Raw genomic sequence first — 17,093 nt, 5'->3', positions numbered from 1 at the left:
CTTCAGGCGGCCCCACATATGATGCAGGAATGCAAGGTTAAAGGTAATGTGCTGCAAGGCAGACTCAAAGAGAAGCAGAAAGCTGCTTAATTCCAAAGTGCGTTTTGCATCAAGCCCGGGCAAGCCGAGCTTTTTTAAGCCTGCTAATCAGCCTCCAGAGCGTACGGACTGAATCTGATCACATCATTACCCAACCATTCGTTGATCTCTTCGAGGCGCTTTTGGAGGGGGATGAGTTCATTTCGTACAAAAACACGTGCTGCTTTTTCAACATCGCCGAACCCGCCGGTATTCGTTGGAAGAATCCCCATCAGCTGCGGCGGTACGCGGTGAGCTGCCAGCATGTCATCACGGCTCACGTTTTTGATGTTAAGAAACTCATCTTTCGCTGCGACTTCTGACAGCGGGATGATCTGAATACCGTCTTTCTTACCGTTCGGGCTGTACATAAACAGGTTGCGGAAGTTGCCTGGTCCTTTCGATTTTTTAAGTGCTTCGCGTATGTTGTCCACGTCTTTCTGATCGGCGGCGGGGTCGCTCATGTACATGATAAAACCAGCATGGCTACCGTTGAGGTAATACTTACGGCGAAACAGTGTGGCCGATTCATTCAGCAGTGCGGAAGGAATGGCAGAGAGGTATTCCGGCATTCCGTATAACTCCTGGTTAACGTCAGGTTCCATCAGATGAAACACGCTTCCCTCATCGAACTGATATGGCTGTGAGTTGTGACCATACTGTGCAAACCAGTAGGTGTCCTGGTCAATGCCGCGGCGGGTGTATTTCGCAAGCGAAGCGCGCAGCTCCATGATCTGGCCTAACCGGTTCAAGCGTTTTTCAAGATACGCGTTACCAAATACCAGAAAGTCCTGGGCGAACCGGGAAAAGGCTTGTTTAGACAGCCAGCGGTGAGGGATGAAGGTACTGGTAAGAACATTGCGTTTTACCTGAATGGCGCTGGAGTGATGTACGGCGGCGCGGTAAGTTCGCGCCAGGCCATCCATGCTGATCGGTGGTTCGTACCAGCGGTCCACCTGCACGCACTCCAGGTAATCAAATAACTCCCGGCGGTCCATCACGGGGATCGGATCGCCAAACGTAAACGCCTCCGCATGTGCATTACTGCCCATGTTAGCCGTATCGGTGGCGGTCTGGACGCGCGGTGCCTTGCTGCGGTTTTTGCGGTTAGCCATTAAAAAATCTCCACGATGTTGCTGGTACTGGCGAAAGCTCCTGCCAGTGGTTCGTTATAAAGTGCGTGCATGGTTGCCCAGGCTAAATCCGCGTGGCTGGCTTCCTCTGTGCGGGCTGCTTCGTAGGTTGGCCGGTTGCCGCTGGCGGTGGTTGAACGCCGAATGGACATAAAGGACTGCGCGATATCCAGCATCCCCGCGTCAAATTCCAGACGGCGCCCGCTGATGATGTCGTAGGCTTTAAGCACCAGGGCATTTTTAACGGTCGGGTTGTAGACAAACTCACGCGCAGCAGGGAAGAACTGCTTAACCGTTTTGTAAACGCCATCGCCAACGCCGGTCGAGTCAATGCCGATGTAGGTCACGTTGTAGCGTCTGGTGATTTCCTCAATCGCTGAGGCCTGTGCGCGAAAGTCCATCCCGCGCCACTGGTGACGCTCAAGGATGCGGAATTTACCGCCGGGGACGACGGGAGGCGCAATGACCACGCAACCGGCGCTGTCACCGTTCTGCGTTCCTTTTGCCGGGTCATAGCCGATCCAGACAGGGTGGTATGCAAACGGACGCAGTAAAAGCGGTTCGAAATCGTCCCACACATCCCAGCTGTCAACCATGCAGGACTGCAGCAACGCCAGCGGGAACACGGACGCCAGGTCGTCAACGAACTGACACATCAGCAGGTTGTTGTATTCGTCCGGGCTGTACTCCAGGCGCAGCTGGTCCAGGTCGAAAAGGTTACACCCGCCGTTTACGGCATCTTCAATTGTGACTATCTGGCGGTACTGGCCGTCAGGGCATAAAACGCCGTGCGCCAGGCTACTGTGAGAAATGTCAAATTCTACCCTGTCGGCTTTCGGGCGCCCTTTATTGAACAGGGCGCCAGACCAGAACGGGTAGGCGCTGTGCGTCAGGCTGGAAGGGGTAGAGAAATAGGTCTGACGCCATTTTTTGTGCAGCGCCATACCGGAGGCCACCTTGCGCAGCTCCTGGAATTTCGGTATCCAGAAATACTCATCAAGATACAGATTGCCGTGATAGCTCTGCGCGGTACGGGCATTTGTACCGAGGAAGTAAAGACACGCGCCGTTAGGCAGCACCATCGGATCGCCTTTCAGTTCAACGTCCACCTCTTTTGCAAAGTCGATGATGTACTGTTTAAAAACGTGCGCCTGAGCTTTACTCGCTGACAGAAAGATTTGATTTCGGCCCGTGGTCAGGGCGTCTATCAACGCTTCACGGGCGAAATAGTAGGTTGCACCGATCTGGCGTGACTTTAAGAGGTTGCGGATACGGTGTTTGATGCCAGCGTCCCACCAGTGGCGCTGGTACTCGAACATACCGGCGCGGAAAATCTCTTCCAGCTTTTCGATCTGCTCGTCGGTAAACAGGTTTTTTTCCGGCGGCTTGCGCGGACCTTTATTGCGGTTCGCCACGTTCGGATTCAGGTCTGCTTCATTCCCGCCATTGTTAAATTTGCCGATCCTGGCCTGTCGTTCGGACTGACGCGCCAGCAGGTCAATTTCTTTAAAATCCTTTCCTTCCTTCTGCTCCTTCATGACGAGCTGGCAGTAACGCGCGGCGGTGGTGAGCTGCATCTGGTCCAGTGGGCCATATTCGCCCCACTTATCGCGTTTTTTCCAGCTGTGAACGGTTGCAACTTTCTCGCCCAGCATTTCAGCAATGCGGGCTACGCGGTATCCCTGAAAGTACATCAGCATTGCCTGACGACGGGGATCGAGGTCTGCGGGGGTCAGTGTTGTCATGACACAAACATACGGCCTCAAATCAGCACTTTCCCCGGCTTCGCATTGTGTGGGAGTTCGCACAAGCCCAACGCGTTGTTTACACGCGCCCATCACCGCAAACATAAGGCTCTGAACGTGTTACGAACTAACTAACCGGAGCCGGACCGATGGCAAAAAAATCTAAGCGTTTTCGTATTGGGGTCGAAGGGGCCACTACTGACGGGCGCGTTATTGAGCGTGAATGGCTCACCCAGATGGCAGCGAGCTATAACCCGCAGGTATACACCGCGCTGATCAATATGGAGCACATCAAGGGCTTTACTCCTGATGGGCCCTTCCGTCGTTTTGGCATGGTGGAAAAGCTGGAAGCGGAAGAAATTACCGAAGGGGCATTGTCCGGGAAAATGGCGCTGTATGGCTGGATTGTCCCGACTGACGATCTGGTCACGATGACCAGCAACTGGCAGAAGCTTTTCACCTCAATGGAAGTTAACACCAGCTTTGCCGATACCGGCTCCGCTTATCTGGTTGGCCTGGCGATTACTGACGATCCGGCAAGCCTCGGCACTGAAATGCTGCAGTTCAGCGCCAGCGCAGAACATAACCCCCTGGCGCGCCGCAAGCTGGACAAAGACAACCTGTTTACCGCTGCTGTTGAAACGCTCATTGAGTTTGAGGACGTGCCGGAAAAAACCAGCCTGTTTACCCGCGTGAAAGAGCTGCTGTCCCGCAAAGGCGCCGATGATAACGCCCGCTTTGCTGATGTGAATCAGGCTGTTGAAACCATCGCGCGTGAGCATCAGACGCTGGCGGAGCAGGTCAGCACCCATCAAACCGATTTCAGCAACAAGCTGAGCGATATGCAGAAGGTTGTTGATGAGACAACCAACGCACTCTCCACCCTGCGTGAGCAGCTTTCCACTCAGGACAGCCGCAGCGAACGCCGCCCTAATGCGACCGGCAATAACGGCGCAGAACAAACCACCGATTGCTGACGGAGCAAAAGCACAATGAAAAAAGAGACACGTTTCAAATTCAACGGCTATCTGACGCAGCTCGCCACACTTAATGGCGTGCCTGTGAGCGGTATCACCTCAAAATATACGGCAGAGCCGTCCGTTGCGCAGACGCTGGAAACGAAAATCCAGGAGTCTTCCTCGTTCCTGCAGAAAATCAACATTATCCCGGTTGATGAGCAGTCCGGCGAACGTCTGGGGCTGGGGATTGGCGCCAGTATCGCCGGAAATACTGATACCACCCAGAAAGACCGTGAACCCGTTGATCCGACCTACATCGACGGTGAAGGGTACAAGTGTACCCAGACTAACTCTGATACGGCGCTGCCTTATGCAAAACTGGATTTGTGGGCTAAATTCCAGGACTTCCAGACGCGCATCCGTGACGCCATCATTATTCGCCAGGCGCTTGACCGCATCATGATCGGCTTCAACGGCGTGAAGCGTGAAAAAACGTCAGACCGCAAGACCTATCCGCTGCTGCAGGATGTGAATATCGGCTGGCTGGAGAAAATCCGCCAGGAGAAACCCGTTCAGGTTCTGGACAAAATTGTGTCCGAGGGCGAGGTGGTTTCTCAGACTATCCGTGTCGGTAAAGGCGGCGATTTCCTGAATCTGGACGCGTTGGTTATGGGCGCCGTGAATGAGAAAATCGCGCCGTGGTATCAGGAAGATACAGAGCTTGTGGTTATCGTCGGGCGCCAGTTGCTGGCGGATAAATATTTCCCGATCGTCAACCGCGACCAGCCAAACAGCGAAGCGATGGCGGCCGATCTCATCATCAGCCAGAAGCGTATCGGCAACCTCCCGGCCGTTCGCGCGCCGTTCTTCCCGGCTAACGCCATGCTGATCACCCGTCTGGATAACCTGTCTATTTACTGGCAAGCCGGTACCCGTCGTCGTTCAGTTATCGACAATCCGAAGCGTGACCGCGTGGAGAACTACGAATCCGTTAACGAGGCGTATGTTGTCGAAGATTACGATGGCGTTTGCCTGGTTGAGAACATCGAGATGTTACCAGCGCAGGCAGACGGCAATCCGGGCGCGGCGCTGACGGCTGAAAATATTCAGACCATCGTTGCTGCAGCAGTGCAGGGCGCGCTTGATGCTCAGAACACGGGCGGCACTGGCGCCGGAGCGTGATAAATGAATCCGTTCCGTGCTCACACTCAGTATGTACAGGCACAGGATGCCGCCCGGCAGGGCGGCAGTAAAGCCAGTATGACGGGTTATAACCAGATGCTGTTACAGCTGACAGAACATCGCAGGCGCCTTAAAACCGTCCAGTCAAATGAGCGCAAGGCTCAGCTCAAACGTGAGTTTCTTCCCGCTTATGCCTCATGGATTGCCGGTTTGCTGGATGCTGACGCGTCAGGCCAGGACGACGTGGCGATGTACGTCATGATCTGGCGCATTGATGCCGGAGACTATACCGGCGCGCTGGACATTGCCCGTCATGCCATTAAACACGGCTGGGTCCTGCCGCAGCGCTTCAACCGGACCTGCGGGACCGCTGTTGCCGAAGAGTTTGCCGACGCGGCAATGCGCGCTTTTTCTGCCGGTGAATCATTCAGTGCCGCCATTCTTACCCAGGTGCTCGATATCGTTGAAGGTCAGGATATGCCGGATCAGTCCCGCGCCCGACTTCATAAGGCGATGGGCTACGCGCTGCGGGATAACGATCAGGCAGTGGCGGCACTTAACCATCTGAAGCGTGCCCTGCAGCTGGATAACAGTTCTGGCGTCAAAACCGAAATCAACAAGCTTGAAAGCCGATTGCGACAGGCAATGTCGGCTTAACGAATCGTGCCAACGCGCGGGGCGGCACGGGGTGGCGACAGGCTTTATGCCGCGTCAAAACCCCGTCCACCGCCCAACTATTTGGGAGTGCCAGAAATATGCAATTCGTTTCGCCGGAACAGGCCGGGGAAAGTACCCAGGACGTTATTAAAAACACCAGTTTCTGGCCTGATGTCAGGGTTTCAGAGTTCCGCCGTGATATGCGCATGGATGGGAGTGTCACCGATCCGCGCCTGCGTCTGGCGTTGCTGACAGCGATTGCTGAAGTTAACGCCGATCTTTATGAGTTCCGCGAGAAACAACGGGCGCAGGGGTATGCGAGCCTGGCCGACGTTCCTGCAGATGTGATCGACGGCGAAAGCCAGCGGCTCATGCTGTATCGCCGTGCGGTGTTTTGCTGGGCAAAAGCAAACTTGGTTGAGCGCTATCGCGATTTTGACGCAACCGGCGACGGAAGCAAGAAAGCCGAAGATATCGAAACAACCTTAGGCGAGCTGTGGCGCGATGTGCGCTGGGCGGAGTCCCGCCTGCGCGATATGCCGCATATGACGGTGGAGCTGATTTGATGAAAGTGCGTGCGCATCAGTATGACACGGTGGACGCACTTTGCTGGCGCCATTACGGGCGCACGCAGGGAGTCACTGAACAGGTGCTGCAGGCGAATCCGGGGCTGGCTGAATATGGCCCCTTTTTACCGCACGGGCTGCAGGTGGAGCTGCCGGATATCACGGTGTCAACCACTGCGCAGACTGTCCAGTTATGGGACTGAACTATGACGCTTGAACGAATCAGCGCCTTTATCACTTACTGCGTTGCCCTGCTTCTGGCATGGCTCGGCGATTTGTCTCTTAAAGATGTATCGACCATTACCGGTCTTGCGCTGGGGATTATTACTGCAGCGGTGACCTGTTATTTACGCTGGAAAGCCTACCAGCTGCTGCGGGACGGCAGAATATCCAGGGGGGAATATGAGTCCTTCAATCGTTAAGCGTTGCCTGGTCGGCGCGGTGCTGGCGATTGCCGCCACGCTGCCGGGCTTTCAGTCGCTTCATACCTCCGTCGAGGGGCTGAAACTGATTGCTGACTTCGAAGGGTGCCGCCTGCGGCCATACCAGTGCAGCGCCGGGATCTGGACTGACGGGATCGGCAATACGTCCGGGGTAGTGCCGGGCAAAACCATAACGGAGCGACAGGCCGCGCAGGGGCTGATTAATAACGTGTTGCTGACGGAAAAAAGGATTGAAGCCTGCCTGCAGGTTAAGCCACCTCAGCATGTTTACGATGCCCTGATCAGTATCGGCTTTAATGTCGGAACGGGGGCAATCTGCCGGTCAACAATGGTTTCTTACATCAATCGCCAGCAATGGTGGCAGGCGTGCAACCAGCTCCCCCGCTGGATTTATGTAAATGGTCAACGGAATAAAGGGCTGGAAAACAGGCGCGCCCGTGAGCTTGCCTGGTGTCTTAAAGGGGCTGGGGCATGACGCGCGCGCTGGCGGTGATCCTGGCTCTGGTGCTGGCATTGCTGGGCTGGCAGTCATGGCGGCTTAACAATGCCGGTCACACCATCGGGACGCAGGCTGAGGCGCTTAGAAATAACAAGCAGGAGCTGGCGAAGAAAAGCAGCCAGCTCATCAGCCTGTCCATTCTTACTGAAACCAACAGCCGGGCGCAGATGCAACTTTATGCTGCAGCGGAGGAGACTTCCGCGCTGTTGCGCAGTCGCCAGCGCCGGATCGAGGAGCTAAAACGTGAAAACGAGGATTTACGCCGCTGGGCTGACACTCCTTTGCCTGCTGACATTATCCGGCTGCGGGAGCGCCCGGCCCTCGCCGGAGGTGCAGCTTACCGTGAGTGGTTGTCCAAAAGTGACGCAATGCCGCCTGGACAGGTCAGCGCCGCGCAGTAATGGGGATTTGAACCAGGTGCTGGATGAGACTGAGGCCGCCTGGGCAGTATGTGCCGACAAAGTGGACACGATCATAGCGTGTCAGGAGCGAGACAGTGAACAAGCCGCAGTCCTTACGCAACGCCCTGAATAAATCGGTGGCGTATGTTCGTGACAACCCGGACAAGCTGCACCTTTTTGTTGATAACGGTTCGCTGGTCGCAACCGGCGCCCGTTCAATGTCATGGGAATATCGCTACACCCTGAACGTGGTGATTGAAGATTTTAGCGGCAACCAGAATTTAGTGATGGCACCCGTGCTGCTCTGGTTAATGACCAATCAACCGGACGCCATCAACAACCCGGAGCTGCGCGAAAAACTTTTTACCTTTGACGTCGATATCCTGAGCAACGATCTGTGTGATATCAGCCTCAATCTGCAGCTCACGGAACGCGTGATTGTCAGTACAGACGGCACCGTATCGAGCGTTGAAGCGGTGCCGGAACCCGACGTACCCGAAGAAATGTGGACGGTGAAACGTGGATGACCTGCAGAGGGTGGATGACTGGCTGGGGGCCCTGCTGGCGAATCTGGAACCGGCAGCCCGCAACCGTATGATGCGACAGCTGGCGCAGGAGCTGCGTCGGTCGCAACAGCAAAACATCAGGCTGCAGCGCAATCCAGACGGCACCGCTTTTGAGCCGCGCCGGGTAACGGCCAGAAGTAAAAAGGGGCGCATAAAGCGCCAGATGTTCGCCAAATTGCGCACCACTAAATACCTGAAAACTGCAGCCACTGCGGACTCTGCCAGCGTGCAGTTTGATGGGAAAGTCCAGCGCATCGCTCGTGTTCACCATTATGGCCTGCGTGAGCGAGTCAGACGCAACGGCCCGGAGGCCCGGTACCCGGCACGCCGTCTTTTGGGCGTGAATGATGAGGTGGAAACCGTTACCCTTAACACCTTGATGCGCTGGCTCATGGAATAGCTTTACTTCTTTCTTCTTTTGCCCGAGTGCCTTTTAATTTTTTTAGATTCTATTATTGTTTTTTTTAAGGTTGACGATTCAATGGGTAATGTTTTCATTATTGGTGCTTTGAATATTTCTGCTACTGAGTATCCTGCTCTTGCCACACAAATAACACTAAAGAAAATAATAGATAAGGTAAAGATTTCACGATTGTCTGCTGACCATTGTGCAAAGGGTAGTTTAATTTGTGATGGCGCGTTTGAATACTCCAAAACTACGTACATACCATAGAGGAAAGTTGCCGCTGTTTCTATATTCCATAGGGCGTTTAGAATGTTTTTATAAATCTCGAACTTACTCATTCTTATAAGTAAGGCTCCCTGAACAATTGAGAGTGTAAGTATCAAGCATATGTATTTAATTAAATCCTTTGTATCTGTAGAGTCTACGTTGTCCCAAATATAAGTTGCAATCGTAAGAAGAACAAGGATGGAAAGGTAAATTCCCCAAGGTAAATTCAAGCCAAATTTAAATTTCATCGGTCTCTCTTTTTTTTCACATTGTGTGATTTACGAAACAATGTTCAAAACATGCCTGAGTTTGCTTTGGCTGGCAAATTAAAAATATGAACGCACAACTAACCGAAATCATGCGCCTTATCACCAACCTGATCCGCACCGGCACCGTAACCGAAGTGGACCGGGAAAACTGGCTGTGCCGGGTGAAAGTGGGCGAGCTTGAAACCAACTGGATTAACTGGCTGACGCTGCGCGCAGGTGGTGCCCGTACATGGTGGTGCCCGTCGCCGGATGAGCAGGTGGTGGTGCTGAGTATGGGCGGCAATCTGGAAACCGCTTTTGCCTTACCTGCGATCTATTCCAACCAGTTCGCGCCGCCGTCGGACTCCGTGGACGGATGCATAACGGAATATCCGGACGGTGGCTGGTTTGAATATGAACCCGCGACCGGCCGCTGGCATGTGCGCGGTATCAAATCCATGGTGATCGAGGCGGCAGATAACATAACCCTGAAAACGGGGGAGTTTGTGGTGGAAGCAAGCAACACGCGCATAAACAGCGAGGTGGCGATCAATGGTGGCGTCACCCAGGGCGGCGGTGCCATGAGTTCTAACGGGATCGTAGTCGATAAACACGGTCATACCGGCGTTAAGTCCGGCGGAGATACATCTGGAGGTCCTGTATGACGCTGTATATCGGTATGAATCAGGACAATGGCAAAGCCATTTCTGATGCGGATCATTTGCGGCAGTCGGTCAGGGATATTCTGCTGACTCCCCAGGGAAGCCGTATAGCCCGCCGGGAATATGGTTCCCTGCTGTCAGCATTGATTGACCAGCCCCAGAACCCGGCGCTGCGCCTGCAGATTATGGCGGCTGTTTACGTATCGCTGAGTCGCTGGGAGCCTCGGCTTACGCTGGATTCCATCACCATCAACAGCAGCTTTGACGGCTCCATGGTGGTTGAGCTAACCGGGAAGCGCAATAACGGCGCGCCTGTTTCCCTTTCGGTATCAACAGGAGCAGACAATGGCAGTCATTGACCTTTCCCAGCTCCCCGCGCCGCAAATCGTTGACGTGCCGGACTTTGAATCCCTGCTGGCTGAGCGTAAGGCCGCCTTTGTGGCCCTGTATCCGGCAGATGAGCAGGACGCGGTGCGGCGCACGCTTGAGCTGGAATCTGAACCCATCACCAAACAACTGCAGGAAAACACGTACCGGGAAATCCTGCTGCGCCAGCGTATTAACGAGGCGGCGCAGGCGGTCATGGTTGCTTATGCCATGGGCAGCGATCTCGATCAGATGGCGGCCAACTACAACGTGAAGCGCCTGACGGTTACACCTGCTGACAACGACGCGGTGCCGCCGGTCGCAGCGGTGATGGAAAGTGACGAGGCGCTGCGCCTGCGTGTTCCTGCTGCATTTGAGGGGCTGTCCGTTGCGGGCCCGACGGCGGCTTATGAGTTTCACGCTAAAAGCACGGACGGGCGAGTCGCTGACGCCAGCGCAACCAGCCCGGCACCGGCGGAGGTGGTGCTTACCGTACTGAGCCGTGAGGGCGACGGAACGGCAGCGGCGGACCTGCTGGCGGTGGTTGAACAGGCGCTTAACAGTGAGAACGTGAGGCCGGTTGCTGACCGTCTGACGGTGCGCAGCGCTGAAATTATTCCGTACAGCGTGGATGCAACGATCTTTCTTTACCCGGGGCCAGAAGCTGAGCCGGTGATGGAGGCGGCAAAGGCCAGCCTGCAGAAATATATCGCCAGCCAGACGAGGCTGGGGCGCGATATTCGCCGCAGTGCTATTTATGCCGCGCTGCATGTTGAAGGTGTGCAGCGTGTTGAGCTGGCCTCGCCGCTCGCTGATGTGGTGCTGGATAAGACACAAGCCGCTTCATGTACGGAATGGAGCGTAACCAACGGGGGAACGGATGAATAGTCTGCTTCCTCCGGGTTCATCGCCGCTTGAGCGCCGCTTGGCGCAGACCTGCAGCGGAATTTCCGATCTGCAGGTGCCGCTGCGCGATTTATGGAACCCGGCAACATGCCCGGTCAAGTTTCTGCCGTATCTGGCGTGGGCCTTTTCGGTTGATCGCTGGGACGAAGGATGGGCGGAGAGCGTGAAGCGCCGCGTGGTGCAGGATGCGTTCTATATCCATCAGCACAAGGGCACAACCAGCGCTGTGCGGCGTGTGGTGGAGCCGTTCGGCTTCCTGATCCGCATCATTGAATGGTGGCAGACAGGCGAGGCGCCGGGCACGTTTCGCCTGGATATTGGGGTGCAGGACCAGGGCATAACAGAGGAAACCTATCTGGAGCTGGAGCGCCTGATCGGTGACGCCAAACCCTGCAGCCGGCATCTGATAGGCATGTCCATAAACCTGCAGACGAGCGGGCCATATTTTGTGGGTGCTGCCACTTACACCGGCGAAGAAATCACGATTTACCCGTATATCAACGAAACCATCATTTCCGGTGGTTCTGCCTACGAGGGCGGCGCCGTCCATGTTATTGACACAATGAGAGTGAATCCATGAGCGCAAAATTTTATACCCTGCTGACGGATATCGGCGCGGCGAAACTGGCAAATGCCGCCGCGCTCGGTGTTCCGCTGAAAATTACACTGATGGCGGTGGGTGATGGTGGCGGCGTGCTGCCTACGCCAAACGCACAACAGACAAAGCTGGTCGGTGAAAAACGCCGTGCAGCTCTGAATATGCTGTATATCGATCCGCAGAACAGCAGCCAGGTGATCGCTGAGCAGGTGATACCCGAAACAGAGGGCGGTTGGTGGATTCGTGAGGTTGGTCTGTTTGATGAAACCGGCGCGCTGATTGCTGTCGGTAATTGCCCGGAGAGCTACAAGCCGCAGCTGGCAGAGGGCAGCGGCCGCACGCAGACAGTACGCATGGTGTTAATTACCAGCAGCACCGATAACATTACGCTGAAAATTGATCCTTCCGTCGTGCTCGCTACCCGTAAATACGTGGATGATAAGGTACTGGAGCTTAAGGTGTATGTGGATGAGCTGATGGCGGTGCATATTGCGACAGCTGATCCGCATTCGCAATATGCACCAAAAGCCAGCCCGACGTTTACCGGCACCCCAAAAGCCCCGACGGCGGCAGCTGGTAACAATTCAACACAGCTTGCCAATACTGCTTTTGTGCAGGCCGCTATTGCAGGGCTTGTTGGTTCCTCACCTGCAGCGCTTGATACATTGAACGAACTGGCGGCGGCGTTAGGTAACGATCCTAACTTTGCGGCCACTATGACTAATGCCCTGGCGAACAAGCAGCCTCTGGATAATACGCTTACAGCCTTGTCGGGAAAATCTATTGCGGCCATTCTCGAATACCTCGGTTTGCAATACTCTCTCAGTGAACCAGATACAGAAACTGTTGTTTATACGCTGCCTGGTGGATATAAGCTCATGGCTTTTAACCGATTAGTAAACAACTCAACTACTGTCGGTACGGGCGTAACAACCCCCATTACTTTCCCTCAGGCCTTTCCTTTACGATTGATTTGTGTGTTCGCTACCAAGAAAAACTATGTTCAGGCTGCTGTGAGCTGCGAGAACCAGTCCCTGACTGGCTTTGATGCGGTGGTAACGCTCATTACAACTATCGCGGGTGGTATTACAAGCACTCGCTCAATGTTTCTGGCAATCGGGAAATAAAAAAATGAATTATGCCTATAGCCCTTCTAAAAATGCTTTTTATTATTTCGGCTGGAAGGATGAATATTATGCCGCTGGTACATGGCCATCTGATGCCATTGAGGTGGCCGACGACATTCATGAGAAATTTTCGGCCGATCCACCTAAAGGAAAATTTTTAATTGCCGGTATTGATGGTTTACCTGCATGGGGAGATGTTCCTCCGCCGACTCGCGAAGAGAGTTTGGCGCAGGCTCGAGTCGAAAAACAAAACCGGATTGATGCTGCAAACAATTACATGAATGGCAAGCAATGGCCTGGTAAGGCGGCGATTGGGAGACTCAAAGATGAAGAATTGATACAATACAATATGTGGCTGGATTATCTTGATGCACTGGAGTCTGTAGACATTTCCTGCGCACCCAATATTAATTGGCCAACAAACAACTAATGCCGAAGTAACGCGTTGTGGGGTAGAATGAACTACCCCAATCAACGAATGAAATTATTTTTTGTATATGTTAATTAACTTTTTTTCAAGATAATTATAAGAAAGGATAGACACTAAAATTGATACTATTACTGAAATGAACATGAAATAAAAGTTCTGGTAATCTAATGTTGGTAGTAATCGTTCTTTTAATTTGAACAAGACAATGAAAACTATAGGATGCAAGAGATATAAGGAATAAGAGGCATCTCCAATGGAAAGTATTGTTTTGGGTATTTTTATACTGTCCTTTATAAATTGATGGCATGATGTAAGAAGGAAAAACATTACGCAATAATACATTCCGAAATATTCTACCCCATGCATTGTGTTCCTTTTTGTAACATAGCCATATGCAGGGATTGCGAATGCAATGAGGATTAACGGTATTGCTTTTTTGGGATCTTTTATCCTAAGCATATTTTTTTTGAATAAAATAGCAACGCATGCACCAAAAACAAACTCCCATACAACGCTTTGTATTGTGAGATTGAAATACCCCCCATTCTCTATAGTAGGTCTTATAGTCGTGGCTAACCCCATAAACGATGGGATTATAAATAGCGTTGTTAAAAACCAAAGAGCATAAAACCAGTATTTATTTCTGGAAAATAGCAACCCTGTTGCGCAGATTATATAGAAATAAACTTCGTAATTTAAGGTCCATCCGACGAATAATGTGGCAGCGCCAAAATACACAGGGTCATAAAAATTAAGAGGGATAAATAAAAGACTTTTAATAATATTGAGTGATTGTACTGCATCAATTTTATCGGAATAAACAAAGCCATGCATTGTTGACAGGTCTGTGTTTTTGAATAGTAAGGCATAAATCATTGTTGCAATGAAATACAAAGGCCAAATTCTGATGAATCTCTTTTTTATAAAGGTTGGTAAGTCTTTTCTTGTATAGTCGTAGGATGTGTAAACTATGATAAATCCGCTGATTATGAAAAAAAGATCAACACCGAAGGCTCCTGGCCAAAAGAGATCAAACGAAAGTTTTTCATAAACAGTTCCAACCAGAAAGGCTTTAGCATGATGAAGGACTACCATCAGTGCAGCCAGTGCCCTTAACGCCTGAATATAATCCAGGTTAGGCTTATTTTCTGTAAGAGAAGAATTTTGCAGCATTATTATCCTAGTTATGGAGTGAATGAATTTAATCGCATTGTAATGATATTGCACGGTAATTTGAAGTGGTTTGCTGAGTTAGGCCTCCTGAACAGAGGTTCAGCATTCTTCTAAGAACAATACATGTGCTTCAATGAAAATAAGAAATTTTATTACTTAATTCAAACTCGAAACCGCAAAGTTGGTTGCCGACCAGAATTACACCGCCTCTGACGCTAGCTAAGTCTAATGATGTTGGCCTTTTCGCAATGGCTAAATGTGTCAAACAAATTTGTGATGTGCGTCAGGGCAAGACGCCAAAAGCCTCCCCGATAACTTCGGAACAAATAGAAATAAGCGAGCTCAATAAAAGCTACAACGTATTGAAATGAAGAGTAAATATTAATAAAGGCTACCGCGCTCTGGATGTCAGACTCCCTGAACAGTTCCCGATAATCGGGAAACCTCAGGGCTCATTATCCTGTGGCTATTCTCTGCCATGTATTAGGGGATCATCGCAGCAGCTCAAATTATTACTTGCAAACTGTGCCATTCCCTACACAAAGCCCAAAGCGTGCGCCGCGCGCATATCAACCAGAACATACGCACACCCCCTGTAAACCGGAGAGACTGCCTTATGGCTCAGGATTACCACCACGGGGTGCGCGTTGTTGAAGTCAACGAGGGCACCCGATCCATTACCACGGTGAGCACTGCCATCGTGGGCATGGTCTGCACCGGCGATGATGCTGATGCGTCCATGTTTCCCCTCAATAAACCGGTCCTTCTTACCGATGTGCTGACTGCCAGCGGTAAAGCAGGCGAGTCCGGCACGCTGGCCCGTTCGCTGGATGCAATTGCCGACCAGGCTAAACCCGTGACCGTCGTTGTGCGTGTTGCACAGGGTGAAACCGAAGCGGAGACAACCTCCAACATTATCGGCGGTGTGACAGCTGATGGTAAAAAAACGGGCATGAAAGCGCTGTTATCTGCGCAGTCCCAGCTCGGCGTTAAGCCGCGTATTCTTGGCGTGCCGGGGCACGACACGCAGGCGGTTGCCACTGGGCTGCTGAGCGTGGCGCAGAGTCTGCGCGGTTTCGCCTATCTGTCAGCCTACGGCTGCAAAACGGTAGAGGAGGCCATTGCCTACCGCGCTAATTTCAGTCAGCGCGAGGGGATGCTGATCTGGCCTGATTTCATCAGTTTTGACACCGTGCTGAATGCTGACGCAACGGCTTACGCCTCAGCCCGCGCGCTGGGTCTGCGTGCAAAAATTGACGAGCAGACCGGCTGGCACAAATCCCTGTCCAACGTGGGCGTGAACGGCGTCACCGGCATTTCTGCTGATGTGTTCTGGGATTTGCAGGACCCGGCAACCGATGCGGGGCTGCTGAACCAGAACGATGTCACCACGCTGATCCGAAAAGACGGTTTCCGCTTCTGGGGTTCCCGCTGCCTCAGTGACGATCCGCTGTTTTCCTTTGAGAACTACACCCGCACGGCGCAGGTGCTGGCCGACACGATGGCAGAAGCCCATATGTGGTCGGTGGACGGCGTGCTTAACCCATCGCTGGCCCGCGACATTATTGAGGGTATTCGCGCCAAGTTGCGCAGCCTGAAGACGCAGGGCTACATCCTAGGCGCGGACTGCTGGCTGGATGAATCGGTGAACGATAAAGATTCCCTGAAAGCCGGGAAGCTCACCATCGATTACGACTATACGCCGGTACCGCCTCTGGAAAACCTGATGCTGCGCCAGCGCATCACCGATAAGTATCTGCTGGATTTCTCCAGCTAGGTCAGCGCGTAAGGGGACGATATGGCTTTACCACGTAAGTTAAAACACCTGAACCTGTTTAACGACGGGAACAACTATCAGGGGATCGTTGAATCTCTGACCCTGCCTAAATTCGGCCGCAAGTTTGAAAAGTATCGCGGCGGCGGTATGCCTGGTTCAGCGGATGTTGATCTGGGGCTGGATGATGGCGCGCTGGACACTGAGTTTTCAATCGGTGGCACCGAGCTGCTGTTATTCAAGCAGATGGGTAAAGCCACGGTTGACGGCATCCAGCTGCGTTTCACCGGCTCCATTCAGCGTGACGATACCGGCGAAGTGCAGGCCGTTGAGCTGGTTGTGCGCGGGCGGCATAAAGAAGTCGATTCCGGCGAATGGAAAACCGGCGAGAGCAACACCACAAAAGTCAGCAGCACCAACAGTTACGCGAAGCTGACCATCAACGGTGAGGTGCTCTATGAGGTTGATGTGATCAACATGATTGAAATCGTTGATGGCGTGGACCTGATGGAAGAACACCGCAACGCCCTGGGCCTCTGATCTACTTTAAAGGCGCGGGCAGCCGCGCCAGTACCTTATTAACAGGAAATGACGATGAGCGAACAACTGACTGAAAAAACCGTACAGCTGGACACCCCAATCAAACGCGGTAAAACCGAAATTGCCGAAATTGTGCTGCGCAAGCCGCAGTCCGGCGCACTGCGTGGTACCCGCCTGCAGGCGATCATGGATATGGACGTCGGCGCGATGATGACGATTATTCCCCGCATCTCCACGCCCGCGCTGACCGCTCAGGAAATGGCTGAAATGGACCCCGCCGATCTCACCGCGCTGTCGGTTGAGGTGGTCACTTTTTTGTTGAAGAAATCGGTGCTTGCCGGTTTGCCGACAGCCTGACGGTAGAAGA

The 17,093-nt window shown here is 52.9% G+C and carries 23 protein-coding genes and 2 pseudogenes; 21 read left to right on the top strand and 4 right to left on the bottom strand.

Annotation, left to right across the window (positions count from 1 at the left end; all coding sequences use genetic code 11):
- Positions 1 to 143 precede the first annotated feature (143 nt).
- Together USF70_RS21195 and USF70_RS21190 are read right to left on the bottom strand one after the other, a co-directional pair.
- Positions 144 to 1,193 (bottom strand): phage portal protein, encoded by a 1,050-nt coding sequence (locus USF70_RS21195; protein WP_320735987.1) that lies wholly within the window; start codon positions 1,191 to 1,193, stop codon positions 144 to 146.
- Positions 1,193 to 2,956 carry a terminase ATPase subunit family protein gene (locus USF70_RS21190; protein WP_032678730.1) on the bottom strand — a complete coding sequence of 588 codons (1,764 nt, stop codon included), beginning with the start codon at positions 2,954 to 2,956 and terminating at the stop codon, positions 1,193 to 1,195. Before USF70_RS21190 ends, USF70_RS21195 begins: the two co-directional genes overlap by 1 nt.
- A 149-nt stretch (positions 2,957 to 3,105) precedes the next feature.
- Between USF70_RS21190 and USF70_RS21185 the strand changes: the two genes are divergently transcribed.
- The 11 genes from USF70_RS21185 to USF70_RS21135 all read left to right on the top strand — a co-directional run bounded on the left by USF70_RS21185 (position 3,106) and on the right by USF70_RS21135 (position 8,629).
- A complete protein-coding gene (locus USF70_RS21185; RefSeq protein WP_320735986.1) occupies positions 3,106 to 3,933 on the top strand; it encodes a GPO family capsid scaffolding protein in 828 nt (275 codons plus the stop codon).
- Positions 3,934 to 3,948: 15 nt separating this feature from the next.
- Positions 3,949 to 5,097, top strand: a complete 1,149-nt coding sequence (locus USF70_RS21180) for a phage major capsid protein, P2 family (RefSeq protein WP_032678728.1) — start codon at positions 3,949 to 3,951, stop codon at positions 5,095 to 5,097.
- Between the two features lie 3 nt (positions 5,098 to 5,100).
- On the top strand, positions 5,101 to 5,754 hold the full coding sequence (gene gpM, locus USF70_RS21175) for a phage terminase small subunit (RefSeq protein WP_032678727.1): 654 nt from the start codon (positions 5,101 to 5,103) through the stop codon (positions 5,752 to 5,754).
- A gap of 98 nt (positions 5,755 to 5,852) precedes the next feature.
- Positions 5,853 to 6,320 carry a head completion/stabilization protein gene (locus tag USF70_RS21170; RefSeq protein ID WP_014884903.1) on the top strand — a complete coding sequence of 156 codons (468 nt, stop codon included), beginning with the start codon at positions 5,853 to 5,855 and terminating at the stop codon, positions 6,318 to 6,320.
- Positions 6,320 to 6,523: a tail protein X gene (locus USF70_RS21165; protein ID WP_032642157.1), complete on the top strand. Its 204-nt coding sequence runs from the start codon at positions 6,320 to 6,322 to the stop codon at positions 6,521 to 6,523. Before USF70_RS21170 ends, USF70_RS21165 begins: the two co-directional genes overlap by 1 nt.
- A gap of 3 nt (positions 6,524 to 6,526) precedes the next feature.
- Positions 6,527 to 6,742, top strand: coding sequence for a hypothetical protein (locus USF70_RS21160; RefSeq protein WP_014884902.1), 216 nt, complete (start codon positions 6,527 to 6,529; stop codon positions 6,740 to 6,742).
- The gene (locus tag USF70_RS21155; protein ID WP_320735985.1) at positions 6,723 to 7,238 is read left to right on the top strand and encodes a lysozyme; all 516 of its coding nucleotides are present in this window, start codon (positions 6,723 to 6,725) and stop codon (positions 7,236 to 7,238) included. The genes USF70_RS21160 and USF70_RS21155 overlap by 20 nt, the downstream gene beginning before the upstream one ends.
- A complete protein-coding gene (lysB, locus tag USF70_RS21150) occupies positions 7,235 to 7,663 on the top strand; it encodes an Rz-like lysis system protein LysB (protein ID WP_320735984.1) in 429 nt (142 codons plus the stop codon). Before USF70_RS21155 ends, lysB begins: the two co-directional genes overlap by 4 nt.
- Entirely contained in the window at positions 7,548 to 7,796 is a 249-nt protein-coding gene (gene lysC, locus USF70_RS21145; RefSeq protein ID WP_223195361.1) for an Rz1-like lysis system protein LysC, read from the top strand. Before lysB ends, lysC begins: the two co-directional genes overlap by 116 nt.
- Positions 7,759 to 8,190 (top strand): phage tail protein, encoded by a 432-nt coding sequence (locus tag USF70_RS21140; RefSeq protein ID WP_014884898.1) that lies wholly within the window; start codon positions 7,759 to 7,761, stop codon positions 8,188 to 8,190. The genes lysC and USF70_RS21140 overlap by 38 nt, the downstream gene beginning before the upstream one ends.
- Complete coding sequence (locus USF70_RS21135) at positions 8,183 to 8,629, top strand: phage virion morphogenesis protein (RefSeq protein ID WP_320735983.1); 447 nt, start codon at positions 8,183 to 8,185, stop codon at positions 8,627 to 8,629. Before USF70_RS21140 ends, USF70_RS21135 begins: the two co-directional genes overlap by 8 nt.
- A 2-nt stretch (positions 8,630 to 8,631) precedes the next feature.
- Here the strand turns inward: USF70_RS21135 and USF70_RS21130 are convergent, their stop codons facing one another.
- Entirely contained in the window at positions 8,632 to 9,150 is a 519-nt protein-coding gene (locus USF70_RS21130; protein ID WP_320735982.1) for a hypothetical protein, read from the bottom strand.
- A gap of 86 nt (positions 9,151 to 9,236) precedes the next feature.
- Here USF70_RS21130 and USF70_RS21125 point away from each other — a divergent pair, with 86 nt between their 5' ends.
- The 6 genes and pseudogenes from USF70_RS21125 (at position 9,237) to USF70_RS21100 (ending at position 13,239) form a co-directional block, all read left to right on the top strand.
- On the top strand, positions 9,237 to 9,815 hold the full coding sequence (locus USF70_RS21125) for a phage baseplate assembly protein V (protein ID WP_320735981.1): 579 nt from the start codon (positions 9,237 to 9,239) through the stop codon (positions 9,813 to 9,815).
- On the top strand, positions 9,812 to 10,171 hold the full coding sequence (locus tag USF70_RS21120) for a GPW/gp25 family protein (RefSeq protein ID WP_029741006.1): 360 nt from the start codon (positions 9,812 to 9,814) through the stop codon (positions 10,169 to 10,171). The genes USF70_RS21125 and USF70_RS21120 overlap by 4 nt, the downstream gene beginning before the upstream one ends.
- Positions 10,158 to 11,066: a baseplate assembly protein gene (locus tag USF70_RS21115; protein WP_248173207.1), complete on the top strand. Its 909-nt coding sequence runs from the start codon at positions 10,158 to 10,160 to the stop codon at positions 11,064 to 11,066. Before USF70_RS21120 ends, USF70_RS21115 begins: the two co-directional genes overlap by 14 nt.
- A complete protein-coding gene (locus USF70_RS21110; RefSeq protein WP_032665791.1) occupies positions 11,059 to 11,664 on the top strand; it encodes a phage tail protein I in 606 nt (201 codons plus the stop codon). Before USF70_RS21115 ends, USF70_RS21110 begins: the two co-directional genes overlap by 8 nt.
- A pseudogene (locus USF70_RS21105) lies at positions 11,661 to 12,494 on the top strand (phage tail protein); the annotation flags it as partial. The gene USF70_RS21110 and the pseudogene USF70_RS21105, both read left to right, overlap by 4 nt.
- 319 nt (positions 12,495 to 12,813) lie before the next feature.
- A complete protein-coding gene (locus USF70_RS21100; RefSeq protein ID WP_320735980.1) occupies positions 12,814 to 13,239 on the top strand; it encodes a tail fiber assembly protein in 426 nt (141 codons plus the stop codon).
- 54 nt (positions 13,240 to 13,293) lie between these two features.
- Here USF70_RS21100 and USF70_RS21095 read toward each other — a convergent pair whose 3' ends face one another.
- Positions 13,294 to 14,412 (bottom strand): acyltransferase family protein, encoded by a 1,119-nt coding sequence (locus tag USF70_RS21095; protein WP_213787961.1) that lies wholly within the window; start codon positions 14,410 to 14,412, stop codon positions 13,294 to 13,296.
- Between the two features lie 181 nt (positions 14,413 to 14,593).
- Between USF70_RS21095 and USF70_RS21090 the strand changes: the two are divergent.
- The 4 genes and pseudogenes from USF70_RS21090 to USF70_RS21075 form a co-directional block, all read left to right on the top strand.
- Positions 14,594 to 14,928, top strand: a pseudogene (locus USF70_RS21090) (IS3 family transposase); the annotation flags it as partial.
- 100 nt (positions 14,929 to 15,028) lie between these two features.
- Positions 15,029 to 16,189: a phage tail sheath protein gene (locus tag USF70_RS21085; RefSeq protein WP_320735979.1), complete on the top strand. Its 1,161-nt coding sequence runs from the start codon at positions 15,029 to 15,031 to the stop codon at positions 16,187 to 16,189.
- Between the two features lie 21 nt (positions 16,190 to 16,210).
- Positions 16,211 to 16,726, top strand: coding sequence for a phage major tail tube protein (locus tag USF70_RS21080; RefSeq protein WP_007848874.1), 516 nt, complete (start codon positions 16,211 to 16,213; stop codon positions 16,724 to 16,726).
- A gap of 54 nt (positions 16,727 to 16,780) precedes the next feature.
- Positions 16,781 to 17,083, top strand: a complete 303-nt coding sequence (locus USF70_RS21075) for a phage tail assembly protein (RefSeq protein ID WP_007848877.1) — start codon at positions 16,781 to 16,783, stop codon at positions 17,081 to 17,083.
- The last annotated feature ends 10 nt before the right edge of the window (positions 17,084 to 17,093 follow it).

The sequence above is a fragment of the Enterobacter sp. 237C8 genome (assembly GCF_034106865.1).
Lineage (GTDB): Bacteria > Pseudomonadota > Gammaproteobacteria > Enterobacterales > Enterobacteriaceae > Enterobacter > Enterobacter asburiae_B.
Note: the sequence above shows the minus strand (reverse complement) of the source record. Positions and strands in the feature narration are given on the sequence as shown.